The 15,419-nt window shown below is 65.5% G+C and carries 18 protein-coding genes; 9 read left to right on the top strand and 9 right to left on the bottom strand.

The features are described 5' to 3' along the window. Positions 1-55 precede the first annotated feature (55 nt). Positions 56-1,138, top strand: a complete 1,083-nt coding sequence (locus tag BKG60_RS03230; protein WP_070946590.1) for an oxygenase MpaB family protein — start codon at positions 56-58, stop codon at positions 1,136-1,138. 1 nt (position 1,139) lies between these two features. Beyond that, positions 1,140-1,769 carry a TetR/AcrR family transcriptional regulator gene (locus BKG60_RS03225; RefSeq protein ID WP_070186677.1) on the top strand — a complete coding sequence of 210 codons (630 nt, stop codon included), beginning with the start codon at positions 1,140-1,142 and terminating at the stop codon, positions 1,767-1,769. A gap of 81 nt (positions 1,770-1,850) precedes the next feature. On the opposite strand, the gene katG is transcribed toward BKG60_RS03225, so the two are convergent. The 4 genes from katG to BKG60_RS03205 form a co-directional block, all read right to left on the bottom strand. Then, the gene (gene katG / locus BKG60_RS03220; RefSeq protein ID WP_070946591.1) at positions 1,851-4,058 is read right to left on the bottom strand and encodes a catalase/peroxidase HPI; all 2,208 of its coding nucleotides are present in this window, start codon (positions 4,056-4,058) and stop codon (positions 1,851-1,853) included. 33 nt (positions 4,059-4,091) lie between these two features. Continuing rightward, on the bottom strand, positions 4,092-4,496 hold the full coding sequence (locus BKG60_RS03215; protein ID WP_070186686.1) for a Fur family transcriptional regulator: 405 nt from the start codon (positions 4,494-4,496) through the stop codon (positions 4,092-4,094). A gap of 103 nt (positions 4,497-4,599) precedes the next feature. After that, positions 4,600-5,982: a decaprenylphosphoryl-beta-D-ribose oxidase gene (gene dprE1, locus BKG60_RS03210; RefSeq protein ID WP_070946592.1), complete on the bottom strand. Its 1,383-nt coding sequence runs from the start codon at positions 5,980-5,982 to the stop codon at positions 4,600-4,602. A 129-nt stretch (positions 5,983-6,111) separates the two neighbouring features. After that, the gene (locus BKG60_RS03205) at positions 6,112-6,510 is read right to left on the bottom strand and encodes a GtrA family protein (RefSeq protein ID WP_070946599.1); all 399 of its coding nucleotides are present in this window, start codon (positions 6,508-6,510) and stop codon (positions 6,112-6,114) included. A 48-nt stretch (positions 6,511-6,558) separates the two neighbouring features. Between BKG60_RS03205 and BKG60_RS03200 the strand changes: the two genes are divergently transcribed. Genes BKG60_RS03200 through BKG60_RS03190 form a run of 3 tightly spaced genes read left to right on the top strand, consistent with a single transcriptional unit; the run spans position 6,559 to position 8,072 of the window. Continuing rightward, entirely contained in the window at positions 6,559-7,185 is a 627-nt protein-coding gene (locus BKG60_RS03200) for a trimeric intracellular cation channel family protein (protein WP_070186680.1), read from the top strand. A gap of 25 nt (positions 7,186-7,210) precedes the next feature. Further along, positions 7,211-7,414 carry a DUF5993 family protein gene (locus BKG60_RS32805; protein WP_070946593.1) on the top strand — a complete coding sequence of 68 codons (204 nt, stop codon included), beginning with the start codon at positions 7,211-7,213 and terminating at the stop codon, positions 7,412-7,414. Positions 7,415-7,418: 4 nt separating this feature from the next. Then, entirely contained in the window at positions 7,419-8,072 is a 654-nt protein-coding gene (locus BKG60_RS03190; protein ID WP_070946594.1) for a disulfide bond formation protein B, read from the top strand. Between the two features lie 4 nt (positions 8,073-8,076). Here the strand turns inward: BKG60_RS03190 and pdxR are convergent, their stop codons facing one another. Continuing rightward, positions 8,077-9,489, bottom strand: a complete 1,413-nt coding sequence (pdxR, locus tag BKG60_RS03185; protein ID WP_120764806.1) for a MocR-like pyridoxine biosynthesis transcription factor PdxR — start codon at positions 9,487-9,489, stop codon at positions 8,077-8,079. A 49-nt stretch (positions 9,490-9,538) separates the two neighbouring features. Here pdxR and BKG60_RS03180 point away from each other — a divergent pair, with 49 nt between their 5' ends. Both BKG60_RS03180 and BKG60_RS03175 read left to right on the top strand, forming a co-directional pair. Beyond that, a complete protein-coding gene (locus tag BKG60_RS03180) occupies positions 9,539-10,009 on the top strand; it encodes a carboxymuconolactone decarboxylase family protein (protein ID WP_070946595.1) in 471 nt (156 codons plus the stop codon). Then, positions 9,961-10,809 carry a phosphotransferase family protein gene (locus tag BKG60_RS03175; RefSeq protein ID WP_341350323.1) on the top strand — a complete coding sequence of 283 codons (849 nt, stop codon included), beginning with the start codon at positions 9,961-9,963 and terminating at the stop codon, positions 10,807-10,809. The genes BKG60_RS03180 and BKG60_RS03175 overlap by 49 nt, the downstream gene beginning before the upstream one ends. Here the strand turns inward: BKG60_RS03175 and BKG60_RS03170 are convergent. After that, the gene (locus tag BKG60_RS03170; protein ID WP_083650223.1) at positions 10,767-11,102 is read right to left on the bottom strand and encodes a TFIIB-type zinc ribbon-containing protein; all 336 of its coding nucleotides are present in this window, start codon (positions 11,100-11,102) and stop codon (positions 10,767-10,769) included. The two genes, BKG60_RS03175 and BKG60_RS03170, sit on opposite strands and share 43 nt — an antisense overlap. Positions 11,103-11,733: 631 nt before the next feature. Here BKG60_RS03170 and mspA point away from each other — a divergent pair. Together mspA and BKG60_RS03160 are read left to right on the top strand one after the other, a co-directional pair. Next, entirely contained in the window at positions 11,734-12,381 is a 648-nt protein-coding gene (gene mspA, locus BKG60_RS03165; RefSeq protein WP_070186691.1) for a porin MspA, read from the top strand. 97 nt (positions 12,382-12,478) lie between these two features. Continuing rightward, on the top strand, positions 12,479-12,898 hold the full coding sequence (locus BKG60_RS03160; RefSeq protein ID WP_070187580.1) for a pyridoxamine 5'-phosphate oxidase family protein: 420 nt from the start codon (positions 12,479-12,481) through the stop codon (positions 12,896-12,898). Between the two features lie 4 nt (positions 12,899-12,902). On the opposite strand, the gene wzm is transcribed toward BKG60_RS03160, so the two are convergent. Genes wzm through wzt form a run of 3 tightly spaced genes read right to left on the bottom strand, consistent with a single transcriptional unit; the run spans position 12,903 to position 15,413 of the window. Then, the gene (wzm, locus tag BKG60_RS03155) at positions 12,903-13,733 is read right to left on the bottom strand and encodes a galactan export ABC transporter permease subunit Wzm/RfbD (RefSeq protein WP_070187535.1); all 831 of its coding nucleotides are present in this window, start codon (positions 13,731-13,733) and stop codon (positions 12,903-12,905) included. Continuing rightward, positions 13,730-14,626: a galactofuranosyltransferase GlfT1 gene (gene glfT1 / locus BKG60_RS03150; protein WP_423226847.1), complete on the bottom strand. Its 897-nt coding sequence runs from the start codon at positions 14,624-14,626 to the stop codon at positions 13,730-13,732. The genes wzm and glfT1 overlap by 4 nt, the downstream gene beginning before the upstream one ends. Next, complete coding sequence (wzt, locus tag BKG60_RS03145; protein ID WP_070187537.1) at positions 14,616-15,413, bottom strand: galactan export ABC transporter ATP-binding subunit Wzt/RfbE; 798 nt, start codon at positions 15,411-15,413, stop codon at positions 14,616-14,618. The genes glfT1 and wzt overlap by 11 nt, the downstream gene beginning before the upstream one ends. Between the last annotated feature and the right edge of the window lie 6 nt (positions 15,414-15,419).

Below are 15,419 nucleotides of genomic sequence, written 5' to 3'. Positions count from 1 at the left end.
AGGGCCTTGACCCCACTTCCTACGCGACGTAGCTTTTTTCTACACCGTGTAGGAAATGGGGGAGATCATGACGATCCGTGACTGGCTGACGTTGCCCGCGACGGAACCGGGGGAGGACTACGGTTTCTTCGGTCCCGACTCGATGACATGGAAGGTGTGGAGCTATCCCACCTCGCTGTCGATCGGGTTCCAGCGCGCTGTCGTCATCGAAGAACTCGACCCCGCGCTCGTCGCGGCGGTCGACAAGACCCACGAGATCTACTCACGCCCGCGCACCCGGTACGACCGCACGCTGCGGTACTTCGCGATGGTGGCGTTCGACGACAGCCGCTCCACCACCAAGGCCGCCGACGTCCTGGTCAAGGTCCACTCCAAAGCGATCGGCACCGATCCGGTCACCGGAAAGACCTACGACGCCAACGATCCCGCTTCGCAGCTGTGGATCCACCTGACCGCGTGGCATTCGATCCTGGTGGCCTACGAGAAGTACGGTCCCGGCCCGTTGTCACCCGAAGAGGAGCTGCAGTACTGGCGCGAATGCGCGATCGCGGCCGAACTGCAGACCTGCGATCGCTCCGACGTTCCCCTGACCCGCGAGGGCATCCGGGAGTACTTCGAGCAGATGCGGCCCCAACTGATCGGCTCGGACATCGCCCGGCAGGCCATGCACCACCTGCTGGGTGCCGAGGTGATGTTGCCCGAGATGCCGCTGCTGCTGCGGCCGGGCACCAGGGTCATCACCGCGTTCCTGCGCCGCGGCACCCTGGCGACGATGCCGCGCTGGATGCGAGAGATGGCCGGGCTCAGCACTTCCCGGGTGCTCGACGCGTTGGCGGTGCTGCCGCTGCGGATCGGGTTCCGGCTGATTGCGACGAGCACCCGGCTGCAGCTGATCCTGCTGCGACTCCTGTCCCCGGCGACCTTGCCGATCGGCGCGCGGGTGCTGCTGGCGGTTCCGCCGAAGGACCCGGTCACCACCACACCCCGTGAGGCGCAGCGCCGCTTCGGCTACGACGCGCCCAGCCAGGCGCACTTCTCACTTCGTGACCGGCAGGCGGTCCGGGTGTTCGGCGAGGGCCGCGCACCCAGTGACGAGGGGATCGTGGAATCACAGCCGATCCTTGGCACCATCGGTTGACATGGAAGATGCCGCACTAGCCAACCGGGCCCGCGCCGAACACCTGGGCCCGGACCGGCGCCGGCCGCAAGTGCTGGACACCGCGTTGGATATCGCAGCACACCAGGGCTTGGCCGACGTCACGATGGGAACCATCGCGAGACGTCTGGGTGTCACCAGGCCGGTGGTGTACGCCTGCTACCCGGGCCGTGGGGAAGTGCTTGCCGCACTGCTGGATCGGGAAACCGACGTGGTGCTGTCCAGCCTGCTCGAACTGCTGCCGCCGCAGCGCACCGGCTCCATCGAGCAGTTGTTCGTTGACGGTTTTCGAGCGCTGGGAAGCACGGTCCGTGAACGCCCGGCCTCCTGGCGCATCATCTTCGCCGCCGACCCCGATCCGGTGTTGACCGCGGCCATCGTCGCCGGCCGTGAGCGCATCCGAGGGCAGCTCGCCACCGCGATGCGTCCGCTGCTGCAACGCTGGCAGGTCGCCGATGTCGACGTCACACTGCCCATGCTGGTCGAGGTGTTCCTGGCGATCTGTGAAGCCGCCGTCCGCAAGATGCTCGACGACGGGGACGACGCCGAACCCGAGCTGATGGCCGAAATCTTCGGCAGGGCGGCTTATCGGGCAATGCGCGCAAAAGCCTAGCGCGACAACAACACCCCGCGAGCCGGAGCTCGCGGGGTGCTGCGTTACCCGTCAGATCAGGCCGTCGAAGCAGCCGACCGATCAGACCTCCAGGTCGAACCGGTCGGCGTTCATCACCTTGGTCCAGGCCGCGACGAAGTCCTTGACGAACTTCTCCTTGGAGTCGTCCTCGGCGTAGACCTCGGCCAGCGCCCGCAGCTGCGAGTTCGAGCCGAACAGCAGGTCGACCCGGCTGGCGGTCCACTTCGGCGAACCGCTGGCGCGGTCGGTGCCGACATAGGTGCCGTCGTCGGCCGGTGCCGGGGCCCACTTGGTGCCCATGTCGGTCAGGTTGACGAAGTAGTCGTTGGTCAGCTGACCCTTCTTGTCCGTCAACACGCCGAGTTCCGAGCCGCCGTGGTTGGCGCCCAGCACCCGCAGACCACCGATCAGCACGGTCATCTCCGGAGCCGACAGACCGAGCAGATTGGCCCGGTCGATCAGGCGGTACTCGGGCGGCAGGCTGTCGCCCTTGGCCACGAAGTTGCGGAAACCGTCGCCCTTGGGCTCCAGGTAGGCGAACGAGTCGGGGTCGGTCTGCTCCTGCGAGGCGTCGCCCCGGCCGGAGGTGAACGGCACCTCGACGTCGAAACCGGCGTCCTTGATGGCCTTTTCGAGACCGACGACACCACCGAGGACCACCAGGTCGGCGAAGGACACACCAGTGTCGGAAGCGGCCTGGATCTCCTCGAGCTTGGCGATCACCGGGGCCAGCTCGTCGGGCTCGTTGGCCTCCCAGCCCAGCTGCGGCTGCAGCCGGATCCGGCCGCCGTTGGCGCCGCCCCGCATGTCGCTGGAGCGGTACGAGGCCGCTGCCTTCCACGCGGTGTCGATCAGCTGCTGGGTGGTCAGACCGGAGCCGGCGATGGCCGCCTTGAGGGTGGCGACGTCCGCGTCGGACAGCGGCTTACCGGCCGGGATGATGTCCTGCCACACCCAGGTCTGCTTGGGCACCAGCGGACCGAGGTAGCGCGTCACCGGACCCATGTCGCGGTGGATCAGCTTGAACCAGGCCTTGGCGTACTCCTCGGCCAGCTCCTCGGGGTGATCCAGCCAGCGGCGGGTGATCTCGCCGTAGATCGGGTCGAACCGCATCGACAGGTCGGTGGTGAGCATCGACGGGTGGGTCTTGCCGTTGCCCTGCGCCATCGGCACCGAGTTGGCCCAACCGTTGTCCTTGGGCTTCCACTGGTTGGCGCCCTGCGGGCTCTTGGTCAGCTCCCACTCGTTGCCGTAGAGGATCTCCAGGAAGCTGTTGTCCCACTTGGTCGGAGTGTGCGTCCAGGTCACCTCGATACCGCTGCTGACAGTGTCGTTGCCGACGCCGGGGTTGGCCCAGCCCAGACCCATCTGCTCCAGCGGTGCGGCCTCGGGCTCGACACCGTTCTCGATGTCGGTGGCGCCGTGGGTCTTGCCGAAGGTGTGGCCACCGACGATCAGGGCGGCGGTCTCGACGTCGTTCATCGCCATCCGGCCGAACGTCTCGCGGATGTCGATGGCTGCCGCCAGATAATCCGGATTGCCTTCGGGCCCTTCGGGGTTCACGTAGATCAGGCCCATGTGGCTGGCGCCGAGCGGGTTCTCCAGCTTGGTCCGGTCACCGTCGGCGCCGGCGTAGCGCTCCTGCGAGCCCAGCCACTCGTGCTCGGCGCCCCAGTAGATGTCCTCCTCGGGCTCCCAGTAGTCCGGGCGGCCGAACGCGAAGCCGGCGGTCTTGAAGCCCATGTGCTCCATCGCGCGGTTGCCTGCGTAGACGAGCAGGTCGGACCACGAGATCTGCTTGCCGTACTTCTTCTTCAGCGGCCACAGCAGGCGGCGGGCCTTGTCCAGGCTGACGTTGTCGGGCCAGCTGTTCAGCGGGGCGAAGCGCTGCATACCGCGCCCGCCACCACCGCGGCCGTCCTCGACGCGGTAGGTGCCCGCGGCATGCCAGGACATGCGGACGAACAGCGGACCGTAGTGCCCGAAGTCGGCCGGCCACCAGTCCTGTGAATTCGTCAGCAGCTCATCGAAATCGCGCTGGAAGGCCTCGACATCGAGAGACTTGACGGCCTCGCGGTAGTCGTAGCCCTCGTCCGACGGATCGATGGCAGGCGGGTTCTTCTGCAGGATCTTCAGGTTGACCGCGTTGGGCCACCAATCGCGGTTGCTGCCGCCCTCCACGGGCGGCTTGATCCGCATGGGACAACCGCTTTCGGCGGGTTCGGTCTGTGCTTCACCGATCGGGGGATGGGTTTCGGCGTCTGCCATGACAATCCTTTCCGGGGCTGGCGGGTTAAGGGGTTATCTCTTTGGAGAAACGGAACATTCGGGGCAGGTGCCCCAATAGATGACCTCGGCTTCATCGATCTCGTAGCCGTGGTCTTCTGACGCGGACAGGCATGGGGCGGACCCGGCCGCGCAGTCCACGTCGGCGATTGCGCCGCACGATCGGCACACGACGTGATGGTGGTTGTCGCCGATGCGCGATTCGTACCGGGCGACCGAACCGGATGGTTGGATGCGACGCACCAGAGAGGCTGCGGTCAGCGCGTGCAACGAGTCGTACACAGCTTGGTGTGAAACGTCGGGCAGTTCGTCACGCACGGCACGGATGATCGTGTCGGTGTCGGCGTGCGGGTGTGTGCTGACTGCGTGCAGCACCGCCACACGGGGGCGCGTCACACGCAGGTCGGCGCTTCGCAGCATCTGCTGGAAGTCCGCGGTTGTCGCCACGAACGGAAGTCTGGCCCCTTTTCTGGAATTAGTCAAGAATAAAATTCTCGGCGAACTCGAGGGGAACAGAGAGGGGCTAGACGAGCTCCAGCCGGCGCGCCATGTCCGAGATGAACAGGCCGTCGGGATCGACCTTGCGACGTACCGCCAGCCACTCGTCGATGCGTGGATACATCGCGTGGAAGGTCTCGGCCGTCGTGCGGGAGTCCTTGGCGGTGTAGAGCCTGCCACCGAATTCCAGTACGCGGCGGTCGAGTTCGGTGACGAACTCGTTCAGTCCGGCCTTGATCGGGAAGTCCACGCACACGTTCCAGCCGGGGATCGGGAAGCTCAACGGCGCCTGGTTGCCCGGGCCGAACAGCTTGAACACGTTGAGGAACGAGTAGTGCCCGGAGCGCTGGATGTCGACGATGATGGCCTTGAACTCCTCGACGGCCTCGGTGGGCACCACGAACTGGTACTGCAGGAAACCCGCAGGGCCGTAGGCGCGGTTCCACTCCCCGAACATGTCCAGGGGGTGATAGAACTGCGTCAGGTTCTGCACCTTGTTGCGGTAGGTGCCCGACTTGCGGTACCAGAGTTCGCCGATCGGTCCGAAGGTCAGCTTGTTGGCCAGCCCGTTGGGGAACACATCCGGCAACGTAAGTAGTTGTGGCGCATCGAATTTCAGCGGGTTCTTGCGGAGTTTCGGCGGCAGCTGATCCAGCGTTGCCAGTGAACCTCGCGAGATCGCGGCCCGGCCGAGTTTCGGTGGCTTGCTGATCGCGTCGAACCACGCAGACGAATAGGTGTAGTTGGATTCGCTACCGTCGCTGTGGAATTCGATGGTCTCGTCGAGGCTGTGGGTGACATCGCCGTCGGCGATGAAGTACGCGGTCTCCGTCGGGGTCATCTCGATGGTGGCCCGCAGGATGATGCCGGTCAGGCCGTTACCGCCGACCGTGGCCCAGAACAGTTCGGATTCGGGACCGTCCGGGGTGAGTTTGCGGATCTCGCCGCCCGCGGTCAGCAGGTCCATCGAGCGCACGTGGTTGCCGAAACTTCCGGCGCTGTGGTGGTTCTTGCCATGGATGTCGCAACCGATGGCACCACCGATGGTCACCTGCCGGGTGCCCGGCAGCACCGGGACCCACAACCCGTGGGGGAGCGCGGCCCGCATCAGCTGGTCGAGGTTCACCCCGCCGTCCACGTCGACCAGCTTGGTGTCGGCATCGATCGAGTGGATCTGGTTCAGCGCCGACATGTCGATGACGAGTCCGCCGCCGTTTTGGGCGTTGTCACCGTAGGAGCGACCCAGGCCGCGGGCGATGACGCCCCGGCCCTTGTGCTCGGCGGCCTGCGTGACGGCCTTGACGATGACTTCGGGATCGCTGGTCGAGAGCACCTGTGCCACGGTCGGTGCGGTCCGGCCCCAGCCCGTCAGGCGCTTGGGAGTGGTCGGCAATTCGGTAGTCGACATCGCTAAGGAGAGTACCCGGCAGTAGCCACGGACCGGCCCGACTGCGCGCCGAGAGTGACGCAACGGTCGTCGGACGCCGCGCAGAACAACCCTGGCGTCCCTTTCGCGACAGCGTCTGCGGCGCGCAGCTCAGTGCAGTTTGAAGATCACCGCACGCTGCACGATGAAGTTGATCACCGTCGCCGTGCCCTGGGCGATCACGAAGGCCACCGGCACCGCCCACGATTGGTAATCGGCGAGGTGGAGCACCAGGTGGTTCAGCCCGACCTGCACTGCGAAAGTGACCAGGTAGAGCGCCCACACCGCGATGAACCGGGCCGTGCTCGGCGGAGCCTGGAAGGTCCAGCGCCGGTTGATCAGGTAGGCGGTCGTGGTCCCGGCGATGAAGCCGATCGTTTTGGCCACGTCGACCTGCAATCCGAAGGCCTTGTAGAGCAGTACGTACAGCCCGAAGTCCACGATCGCCGAGAGCCCACCGGTCACGACGAACCGGAACGCCTGCGTTTTGAGGTCCAGGGTCGGCGACATGACGGGTTCGGCCACCAAGGCAGCTTAGCGAGGGCCTAACGTTCAGTCGTGTTGCAGACGGTGCTCAACGACCTCGGGATAGCGGTGTTCGCGTCCTCGGGGGTCATCGTGGCGATCCGCAAGGGCTTCGATCTGTTCGGTATCGCGGCGCTGGGCGTGTTGACCGGTGTGAGCGGCGGGGTGATCCGTGACGTGTTCCTCGGTGTTCATCCTCCTACTTCCATTCAGCACTGGCCGAACATCACGGTTGCCCTGGCGGCGACGGCCGTGGCCACTCTCACCGCCAAGCACCTCATCCGGTTCCACCACATCGTGCTTCCGCTGGATGCGATCGGCATGGGCTTCTTCGCGACCTCGGGCGCGGCGTTCGCTGTCGACAACGGGGCCAGTTGGTTCGCGGCCGTGCTGATCGGCATGACCACGGCGATCGGCGGCGGAATCATCCGCGACGTACTGGTCCGGGAGATCCCGATGTTGATGCGGCCGGACGATCTCTACGCCGTCCCGGCGTTGATGGGCGCGACGGCCTATGCGGTCATCGACTACTTCGGCCCGCAGTGGATAGGCCTCGTGGTCGGCACGGTACTCGCCACGACGCTGCGCCTTGCCGGGTTGATTTTCGGTTGGCGGTTACCCACCGGCCCCGCGGACCTGATCGCCGGGGACGATCATTGAATTTCAGGCACAGTTATGACGAAACGTGTTTGTGAATAAAGAAACCGCCCTACCATTTGCGGCCGTGGATACTCTCATATTCGCCGGAATGCTGGGTGTATTGATCCTCATGTACAGACAGCGGTCGCGCCGGGCCATTGTGGCCTCGTGGTGGATTGTCACCATTGTTTGCTGCCTATTCTTGAAGGTGCATATCACCAGCGGCCTCGGCCTCGGGTTGACGTGGTGACGCGATGACCGATACCACGAGTGTTCCTGTCACTGAGAACAGCGGCGGCTTCGCCGGCACGATTCAATATTGGCTGGCATTCATATTCATCGTCGGCTGGACGGGCGTCATCGGCGGTGGGCTCGCCTTCCAGTTCCTGGCCTGGGAGTACCCCTGCCCGCTGTGCATGTTGCAGCGCATGTTCATGACGTTGGCGGCCCTCGGTGGCGTTTACATCGTCCGCAAGGGCATGGACGGGGTGATCGAGGCGCGCGACTACATGGTCGGCTGGGGCATGGCAATTGTCGCCAGTATTTGTGGCGGATTTGCGGCCTGGCGCCAGACGATGCTGCACATTCTTCCGGGTGACCCCGGATATGCCGGAGCATTTCTGGGGATGCACCTATACGTTTGGTCGTGGGTGTTGTTCACCGCGTCGGTGGCCGTAATCGGCATCGTGTTCACGTTCTCGCATTCGACTGCGGCAACGGCTATTCCGGCGTCGTACCGCACCGTCGGGAAGCTCGCGATCTGGTTGTGCGGTGCGGTGATCGTCATCAATTTGGTGGCTGTTTTCCTGTTGGAGGGCTTCCATTGGAAATTGCCCGACGACCCGGCCTGCTATCAGATCTTCCACGATCTGGGAATCCTGAAGGGCGGCTGCGAACTTCCCGGCTGACGAACTACATCCCGGTGGCCGACAACACCGCGCACAGCGCATCGACCGCCGGGCCGAAGGCGTGCTCGGCGGGCGCCCCGAATCCGATGATCACCCCGTCGGGGTCCGCGGTATCCGGACCGGCCTGCGGATGCCGCATGATCGACAGCCCGGACAGTGCGATCCCGGCCTCGCCGGCTCGGCGCAGCACCTCGGGTTCGGCCCCGTCGGGCAGGGTGAGCAGCATGTTCACCCCAGCCGCCAGCCCGCCGATGCCGAGGCCGAATCCGCTCACGGCGTCGACGAGGGCGTCGCGCCGCCGGCGGTAGCGGTTGCGCATCCGCCGGATGTGCCGGTCGTAGCCGCCGCTGTGGATGAAGTCGGCCAAGGTCAGCGCGGTGAGGGCATCGACGTGGTACTGAGCCCCGCCCGCGGCGGCGATGACGGGATCGATCAGTGCGTCGGGCAGAACCATCCAGCCCACCCGCATCACCTGGGCCATGGCCTTGCTGGCCGATCCCAGATAGACGACACGTTCGGGGTTCAGTGCCTGCAGGGCGCCGATGGGTTGCCGGTCATAGCGGAACTCGCCGTCATAGTCGTCGTCTACGACGTATCCGCCGGTGCGTTGTGCCCAGTCGATGACCGCGGTGCGCCGGGCCGGGTGCAGGGCCATGCCGAACGGGCTCTGATGCGCAGGGGTCAGGAGTACTGCCGGAGTGTCGAGGATCTCCAGATCACTGATCACCGCGCCGTGCTCGTCCAGGCCGATGGGTGTGGTCGGTACCCCCAGCGCTGCGAGCGCGTCACGAAAGATGTAGAGGCCGTGCGCCTCCACGGCGATCGGCCGCCGGGCGCCCAGTACCCGCCCCAGTAGGTCGACGCCGTCGCGGACGCCGGAGCAGATCACGATGGAGTCAGGCGTGGTGCGCACCCCGCGCACCCGGCCCAGATATTCGGCGAGTGCCTCGCGCAGCGGAAGCGGGCCGCGTGGATCACCCATCCGCAGGGCTGCGACCGGCACGTTCGTCACGGCCCGACGTGCCGACGCCAACCAGGCCGATCGGGGGAACTCCGACACGTCGGGGGAGCCGGGCATCAGGTTGTGCCGCGGTACGGCAGGTATACGACGCGGTCGGGGCGCGGTCCGCGAGGAAGCAGTGCGCGTGACCCAGGTGCCGGCCCCCTGGCGTGACGCGAGCCAGCCTTCGGCGACGAGTTCGGCGTACGCCTCGGCGACGGTGTTGCGGGCCAATCCCAGATCGGCGGCCAGCGCCCGGGACGGCGGCAGCCGCGTGCCGGTGCTCAAGCTGCCGCCGCGAATGCCGTCTCGAAGTGCGGTGATCAGCTGTTCGCGGGCGGTGCGGCTGCCGGGTTCGATCATCGAGCGCAGCTCGAGATGCAGGTCTCGGCTACCCAGATTGGCCCGCGAAGTCACGCTTAAATTGAACCATCTAGGCGGTATTTTCCGGTCTAGCGTTGATCGCATGACTCAGACACTCGAACCCACCAAGACCGTCGACCGGCTCAAGATCTACAAGACGTCGCCCGAGCTGTACGACGCGATGATGGCGCTGTCCGCCGCCGCGGCCAAGGACATCGACCCGACCATCGGTGAGCTGGTCAAGATCCGCGCGTCGCAGATCAACCACTGCGCGTTCTGCCTGGACATGCACACCCGTGACGCCCGCGAGCGGGGTGAGACGGAGCAGCGGCTGGCGCTGATCGCGGCGTGGCAGGAGGCCGGCGATCTGTTCACCGAACGTGAGCAGGCGGCGCTGGCCCTGACCGAGGCCATCACCGAGCTCGGCAATGGCCACGTGCCCGACGCCGTGTATGCGCGGGCTGCCGCCGCGTTCACCGAACGCGAACTCGGCCAGGTGATCGCGATGGCCGTCACCATCAACGCATGGAACCGGATCAACGTGACCGTGCGGATGCCGGCCCCGCGGCGCTGATCTCGCGGGAAACTGGCAGTGTGCAGACTCGGTCCGGTGCAGACGTCACGGTGTGCGGCGCGGTCGTACACAAGCTGCACCGGCCGGGCACCGATCCGCGTTCGCTGCGCATGAGGCTGCGCGCTGCCGGCCGGACCGGCGTGCTCCTGAGCCCGCTGTCGAGCGTGGCCGACGCAGTGGACGGGCGCTGGCTGACGCGGTGGCCCCTGGTGGAAACCGTTGCGGTGCAACCGGAATGTGTGCCATGGACCGATATCGGTCGGCTGCTGGCAGCGCTGCACACCGAGCCGCTCACTCAGCGATTGCCGGCGCACGGCTGGCCGGCGCGGCTACGGCGAGCGGTCGGCCTGGCCCGGCGGCACCGCGACGATGTGGTGATCCGGGCCGCGGCGGGCCTGCCCGACGAAGTGTGGCGGCCCGGGTCAGCGGACCGCCCTCGCACCCTGGTCCACGGCGACTTCCACTTGGGTCAGGTGGGGCGGCAGGACGGGCACTGGCGGCTGATCGATGTCGACGATCTCGGATTGGGCGATCCGGCTTGGGATTTGGCGCGTCCGGCCGGGTTCTGGGCGGCCGGGCTCATTCCCGACACCGATTGGACGCTGTTTCTGGACGCCTACCGGCGCGCCGGCGGTCCGGCATTGCCTGCGGGCGATCCGTGGCCGGTGCTGGAACCGTTCGCGCGGGCCGCCGTCATTCAGTCCGCCGCCACTGATCCCGACGACGAGCTGCTGATGGCGGCCTGCGCGCGGATGCCTCAGCTGGAGAAGAACAGCCGGCCGAAGCCCTGCTTGCGGTAGTGCTTGTTGCCGCGGTGTCCCCAGCCCGGCCCGTAGTTCGAGTAACCCTGGTGGTAGCCCGGGTGCGCCGGCGGCGGAGGCGGTGGCGCCTGGACGAACCGGTTCTCCATCTGAGTCAGCGCCTCGAGCTCGCCGAAATCCAGGAAGATGCCACGGCAGGTGTCGCATTGCTCCAGGTGGACGCCGTTGCGCTCGTAAGTCTTCATGACCCCGGCGCACTTCGGGCACAGCAAGGTGTTGCCGATTCCGGGGGACTGAGGGGACTTTGGGGGCTCATATGGCGGAATGCTCATATCGCGATAACGTCCGACCCGGCTGTGAAGTGCCTGTGACATGGGGCCGACAGCCGAGAATTCACCGGCCGTAGATGTGATGTCAGTCACAAAAAGGAATATCGACTGCGGGTCGCTTGATTCGATCTGCGGCTGTTCAGTTAATCCGACGGTCCGGCGCTGCGTAACGGAACGTTTACACAGCAAGCGCAAACTCGGTCGGATGGAAGGGTCGGCGCGGGCTGCAGACGGCGGCCGCGGCAATCCTTCGGCTCGGCTCGGTTGCCCGCAGCGACTTCTGCAGAACGGGTAAAACACCAGTTCCTACCCCATGAAACGGCTATCCGCCGGCGCCGTCCTCTCGCCTCGGTGCGGCCGCCGGGGCCAGCGTTCACAGGTAACCGACAGTGACGGTGTGACGCAGTCCGATGTGGGTTTAGCAAACTTTGTATTGACGTTTGTCCGTTGCGGTGGCCAAAACCGTTGCCGTTGCCGCTGAGATGCGGCCCGGTTACGTTTCCTCCTGCCAATCATGAGCAAGGCATGAGAGCCAGGTGTGACGTCCCTAATCGGGCGACGGATCGCGATGGCTGTCTGGATGGGGCCCTGGTTGGTGAAGCACGAATGGATCACCGACACAGCTAGGGAGAACATGTTGGCATTGAGTCGAGTGCTGGTCGCGTTGGTGACCGCATTGGCCGGGATCTTCGCGGGCTTGTTTATAGGCGCGGGCACTTCCCATGCGGGTCTGGACAATGAGCTGAGCCTGGTTGATGGTCAGGACCGGACGCTGACCGTTCAGCAGTGGGACACCTTCCTCAATGGTGTGTTCCCGTTGGACCGCAACCGGTTGACCCGTGAGTGGTTCCATTCGGGTCGGGCCAAGTACATCGTGGCCGGCCCGGGCGCCGAGGACTTCGAGGGCACCTTGGAGTTGGGCTATCAGATCGGCTTCCCCTGGTCACTCGGTGTGGGGATCAACTTCTCCTACACCACCCCGAACATCCTGATCGACGATGGTGACATCACCGGTCCGCCTTTTGGTCTGGAGTCGGTGATCACCCCGAACCTGTTCCCGGGTGTGTCGATCAGCGCGGATCTGGGCAACGGCCCGGGGATCCAGGAAGTGGCCACCTTCTCGGTGGACGTGGCCGGTCCGGCCGGCGGTGTGGCGGTGTCCAACGCGCACGGCACGGTGACCGGTGCGGCCGGCGGTGTGCTGCTGCGGCCGTTCGCCCGCCTGATCGCCTCCACCGGTGACAGTGTCACCACCTACGGCGAGCCCTGGAACATGAACTGAGGACATGAACGTCCAGTAGTCGTCTGTGATCGGCGCGTCCCCCTCCTGATTGGGAGTGGGACGCGCCGATTGCCTTTTGGGCGGCTACGGTGGCCTCATGGTGCCGCAGAGCCCGGTTTCAGTGCTCAGCGAGGACGAGTGCTGGCAGCTGCTGTCCAGCGTGACGTTGGGTCGCCTGGTGTCGACCATCGGCACCAGGCTGGAGATCTTCCCGGTGAACTTCGTCGTCCAGCGACGCACGGTGCTGTTCCGCACAGCGGAGGGGACCAAATTGGTCAGCACCCTGTTCAACGACCGGGTGTTGTTCGAGGCCGACGATCACAATCTCGTCGAAGGCTGGAGCGTCATCGTCCGGGGCGTACCGCAGCTTCTCGAGACTCCTGACGAGATCGCCGAGGCCGAACGCGCCCAACTGCTTTCCTGGATCGGCACCACGAAACGCCGCTACGTCCGGATCCTGCCGAAGGAGATCTCGGGCCGCAGGTTCGTGTTCGGCTCCGAGCCCGAGGATATGTAGCGGCTCAGACCCAGTAGGGCACGCGGGCACGGTACTGACGCATGGCGATCGCCGCGAACGCCCAGCCGATTCCGGTGAGAACGAGAACCACCACCCAGTGCCGCACCTCTTGGTCAGCGCCCAGCAGCGGTGCACGCACGATGTCCAGATAGTGCAGCAGCGGGTTGATCTCGACGATCTTGGCCCAGGATCCGGCGCCCTGCTGCTGCAGCGTCGACTCGTTCCAGATGATCGGAGTCATGAAGAACAGCAGCTGCACCAGCGAGGCCAGCAGCGGCCCGATGTCGCGGTACCGGGTGGCCAGGATGCCGAAACAGATTGACACCCAAACGCAATTGAGCACGATCAGGCCCAGCGCCGGAATGACCGCGAGGTCCGTCCATTTCCAGGGCTTGGGATAGATGATCGCGATGATCACGAAGATGACGATGTTGTGGCCGAACAGGATCAGCTGCCGCCACACCAGCCGGTAGACGTGGACCGACAACGGCGTCGGAAGTTGTTTGATCAGGCCTTCGTTCGCGATGAACACCTCGGAACCCTCGAGGATGGACGCGTTGATCAGGTTCCAGATGATCAGACCGAGCGTGACATAGGGCAGGTGTTCTTCGAGCGGCAGCTTGAACAGCTTCGAGTAGAGCAGTCCCATCGCCACCGCGGTGGTACCGGTGGCGATGGTGATCCAGAACGGACCGAGCACGCTGCGCCGGTAGCGCTGTTTGATGTCCTGCCAGCCCAGGTGCAGCCACAGTTCGCGTTTGCCGAAACCTTCGCGTAGGTCACGCACGGCCCGGGCCATCGTCTTGGAATCGGATGCCGCGTCGGTGAAGCTCATCTGTGGAACCTTTCGCGTCTGCCCAGTCGCCGCAGGCGAATCCATTCGCGTAAACCTGCCGGGTCGCGGCGGGACACCAGAAAATACCAGGCGAACCGCACCCATTCCTGTGGCAGTAGTTTGCGCAAACCGGGTTGGGACAGCAGATAACCGCGATTGCGGTAGGTGAAGAACCGCTTGGTCTCGTCGTCGGGGTACTGGGTGTGCATCCGGCCGCCGAGGATCGGCTTGAACTCGTCGGTGCCGCATGGGTGCAGATAGCTTGCGGTCAAACAGGTCCCGAACGGAAGGCCGGAGCGGACGAGCCGGCGGTGCAGTTCGACCTCGTCGCCGCGGACGAACAGACGCAGATCCGGTACTCCGACGGACTCCACCGTGGCAGCCCGGAACAGGGCACCGTTGAACAGCGAGGCGATTCCGGGCAGCACGTCTGCCTCACCCTCGGTGCGCAATTCGCTGACCAGACGCCGCCAGACCAGCCCGCGGCGCAGCGGGAACGCCAACCGTTGCGGGTCGTCGAGGTTGCACACCATGGGCGAGACCTCGGCCAGCGTGTACTGCTCGGCGCACGCCAGCAGAGTCGACAACACTGTGTTGTCTGCGGGGCGGCCGTCGTCGTCGGCGAGCCAGATCCAATCGGCGCCCTGGGCCAGGGCGCGCAGCATGCCGAGGGCGAAACCGCCTGCGCCACCGAGGTTTCGGCGTGATCCGAGGTAGGTCGCCGGTACGGGCTGGCTCAGCACCAGCTCGCGGACGGCCTCGTCGTTGTCGTTGTCGATCACGATCAGGTGGTCGGGCCTGCGATCCTGGTTCACCACTGCCGCCAGGGACTGGGCCAGCAACTCACGGCGCCGGTGGGTCACGATCACCGCGATGACGGACTCAGGTGCCACGAGCCGTTTCCTCCAGCACCTCACGCACATGCCGCGCGGCGTCCTCGCCCTCGTAGGCGCGCACCACCTCTTCGATCCCGCCGGTCATCTTGATGGTGCCGTGGTCGATCCACATCGCGGTCTTGCAGAGCCGGGCCAGGAATTCGTTGGAATGGCTTGCGAATACGAGGATTCCAGACCGCTCCACCAGGCTCTGCAGCCGTGACTGCGCCTTCTTGAGGAACTCCGCGTCGACGGCGCCGATGCCTTCGTCGAGCAACAGGATTTCCGGGTCGATGCTGGTGACCACGCCCATCGCCAGACGCACCCGCATGCCGGTCGAATAGGTGCGAAGCGGCATCGACAGGTACTCGCCGAGTTCGGTGAACTCAGCGATCTCGTCGACCTTGGCCAGCATCTGTTTGCGGGTCTGCCCGAGGAACAGCCCGCGGATGATGATGTTCTCGAAACCCGAGATCTCCGGGTCCATCCCGACTCCGAGGTCGAACACCGGGGCCACGCGGCCGTTGACGGTGGCCGAGCCCCTCGTGGGCTCATAGATGCCCGAAAGTAGCCGCAGCAGGGTGGATTTGCCCGCACCGTTGTGGCCCACCAGCCCGACCCGGTCACCCATTTTCAGTGACATGGTGATGTCGCGCAGCGCCTCGATGACGACGACATTGGACTCGTTGCGCCCGATCGCGCCGCCGGCCTTGCCGAGGAACGCCTTCTTCAACGAGCGTGTCTTGGCGTCGAAGATGGGGAACTCCACCCATGCTTCGCGCGTCGAGATGTACGGATCAGACAACGCGAC

Source organism: Mycobacterium syngnathidarum (genome assembly GCF_001942625.1).
Lineage (GTDB): Bacteria > Actinomycetota > Actinomycetes > Mycobacteriales > Mycobacteriaceae > Mycobacterium > Mycobacterium syngnathidarum.
The sequence above is the reverse complement of the archived record's forward strand: the minus strand, read 5'-3'. Positions and strand labels throughout refer to the sequence as shown.

What these genes read in the sequence shown, in the direction of transcription:
- BKG60_RS03230 (WP_070946590.1), top strand. Translation starts at nt 56, where the DNA reads ATGGGGGAGATCATGACGATCCGTGACTGGCTGACGTTGCCCGCGACG.
- BKG60_RS03225 (WP_070186677.1), top strand. Translation starts at nt 1,140, where the DNA reads ATGGAAGATGCCGCACTAGCCAACCGGGCCCGCGCCGAACACCTGGGC.
- katG (WP_070946591.1), bottom strand. Translation starts at nt 4,058, where the DNA reads ATGGCAGACGCCGAAACCCATCCCCCGATCGGTGAAGCACAGACCGAA.
- BKG60_RS03215 (WP_070186686.1), bottom strand. Translation starts at nt 4,496, where the DNA reads ATGCTGCGAAGCGCCGACCTGCGTGTGACGCGCCCCCGTGTGGCGGTG.
- dprE1 (WP_070946592.1), bottom strand. Translation starts at nt 5,982, where the DNA reads ATGTCGACTACCGAATTGCCGACCACTCCCAAGCGCCTGACGGGCTGG.
- BKG60_RS03205 (WP_070946599.1), bottom strand. Translation starts at nt 6,510, where the DNA reads ATGTCGCCGACCCTGGACCTCAAAACGCAGGCGTTCCGGTTCGTCGTG.
- BKG60_RS03190 (WP_070946594.1), top strand. Translation starts at nt 7,419, where the DNA reads ATGACCGATACCACGAGTGTTCCTGTCACTGAGAACAGCGGCGGCTTC.
- BKG60_RS03180 (WP_070946595.1), top strand. Translation starts at nt 9,539, where the DNA reads ATGACTCAGACACTCGAACCCACCAAGACCGTCGACCGGCTCAAGATC.
- BKG60_RS03175 (WP_341350323.1), top strand. Translation starts at nt 9,961, where the DNA reads ATGGAACCGGATCAACGTGACCGTGCGGATGCCGGCCCCGCGGCGCTG.
- BKG60_RS03170 (WP_083650223.1), bottom strand. Translation starts at nt 11,102, where the DNA reads ATGAGCATTCCGCCATATGAGCCCCCAAAGTCCCCTCAGTCCCCCGGA.
- mspA (WP_070186691.1), top strand. Translation starts at nt 11,734, where the DNA reads ATGTTGGCATTGAGTCGAGTGCTGGTCGCGTTGGTGACCGCATTGGCC.
- BKG60_RS03160 (WP_070187580.1), top strand. Translation starts at nt 12,479, where the DNA reads ATGGTGCCGCAGAGCCCGGTTTCAGTGCTCAGCGAGGACGAGTGCTGG.
- wzm (WP_070187535.1), bottom strand. Translation starts at nt 13,733, where the DNA reads ATGAGCTTCACCGACGCGGCATCCGATTCCAAGACGATGGCCCGGGCC.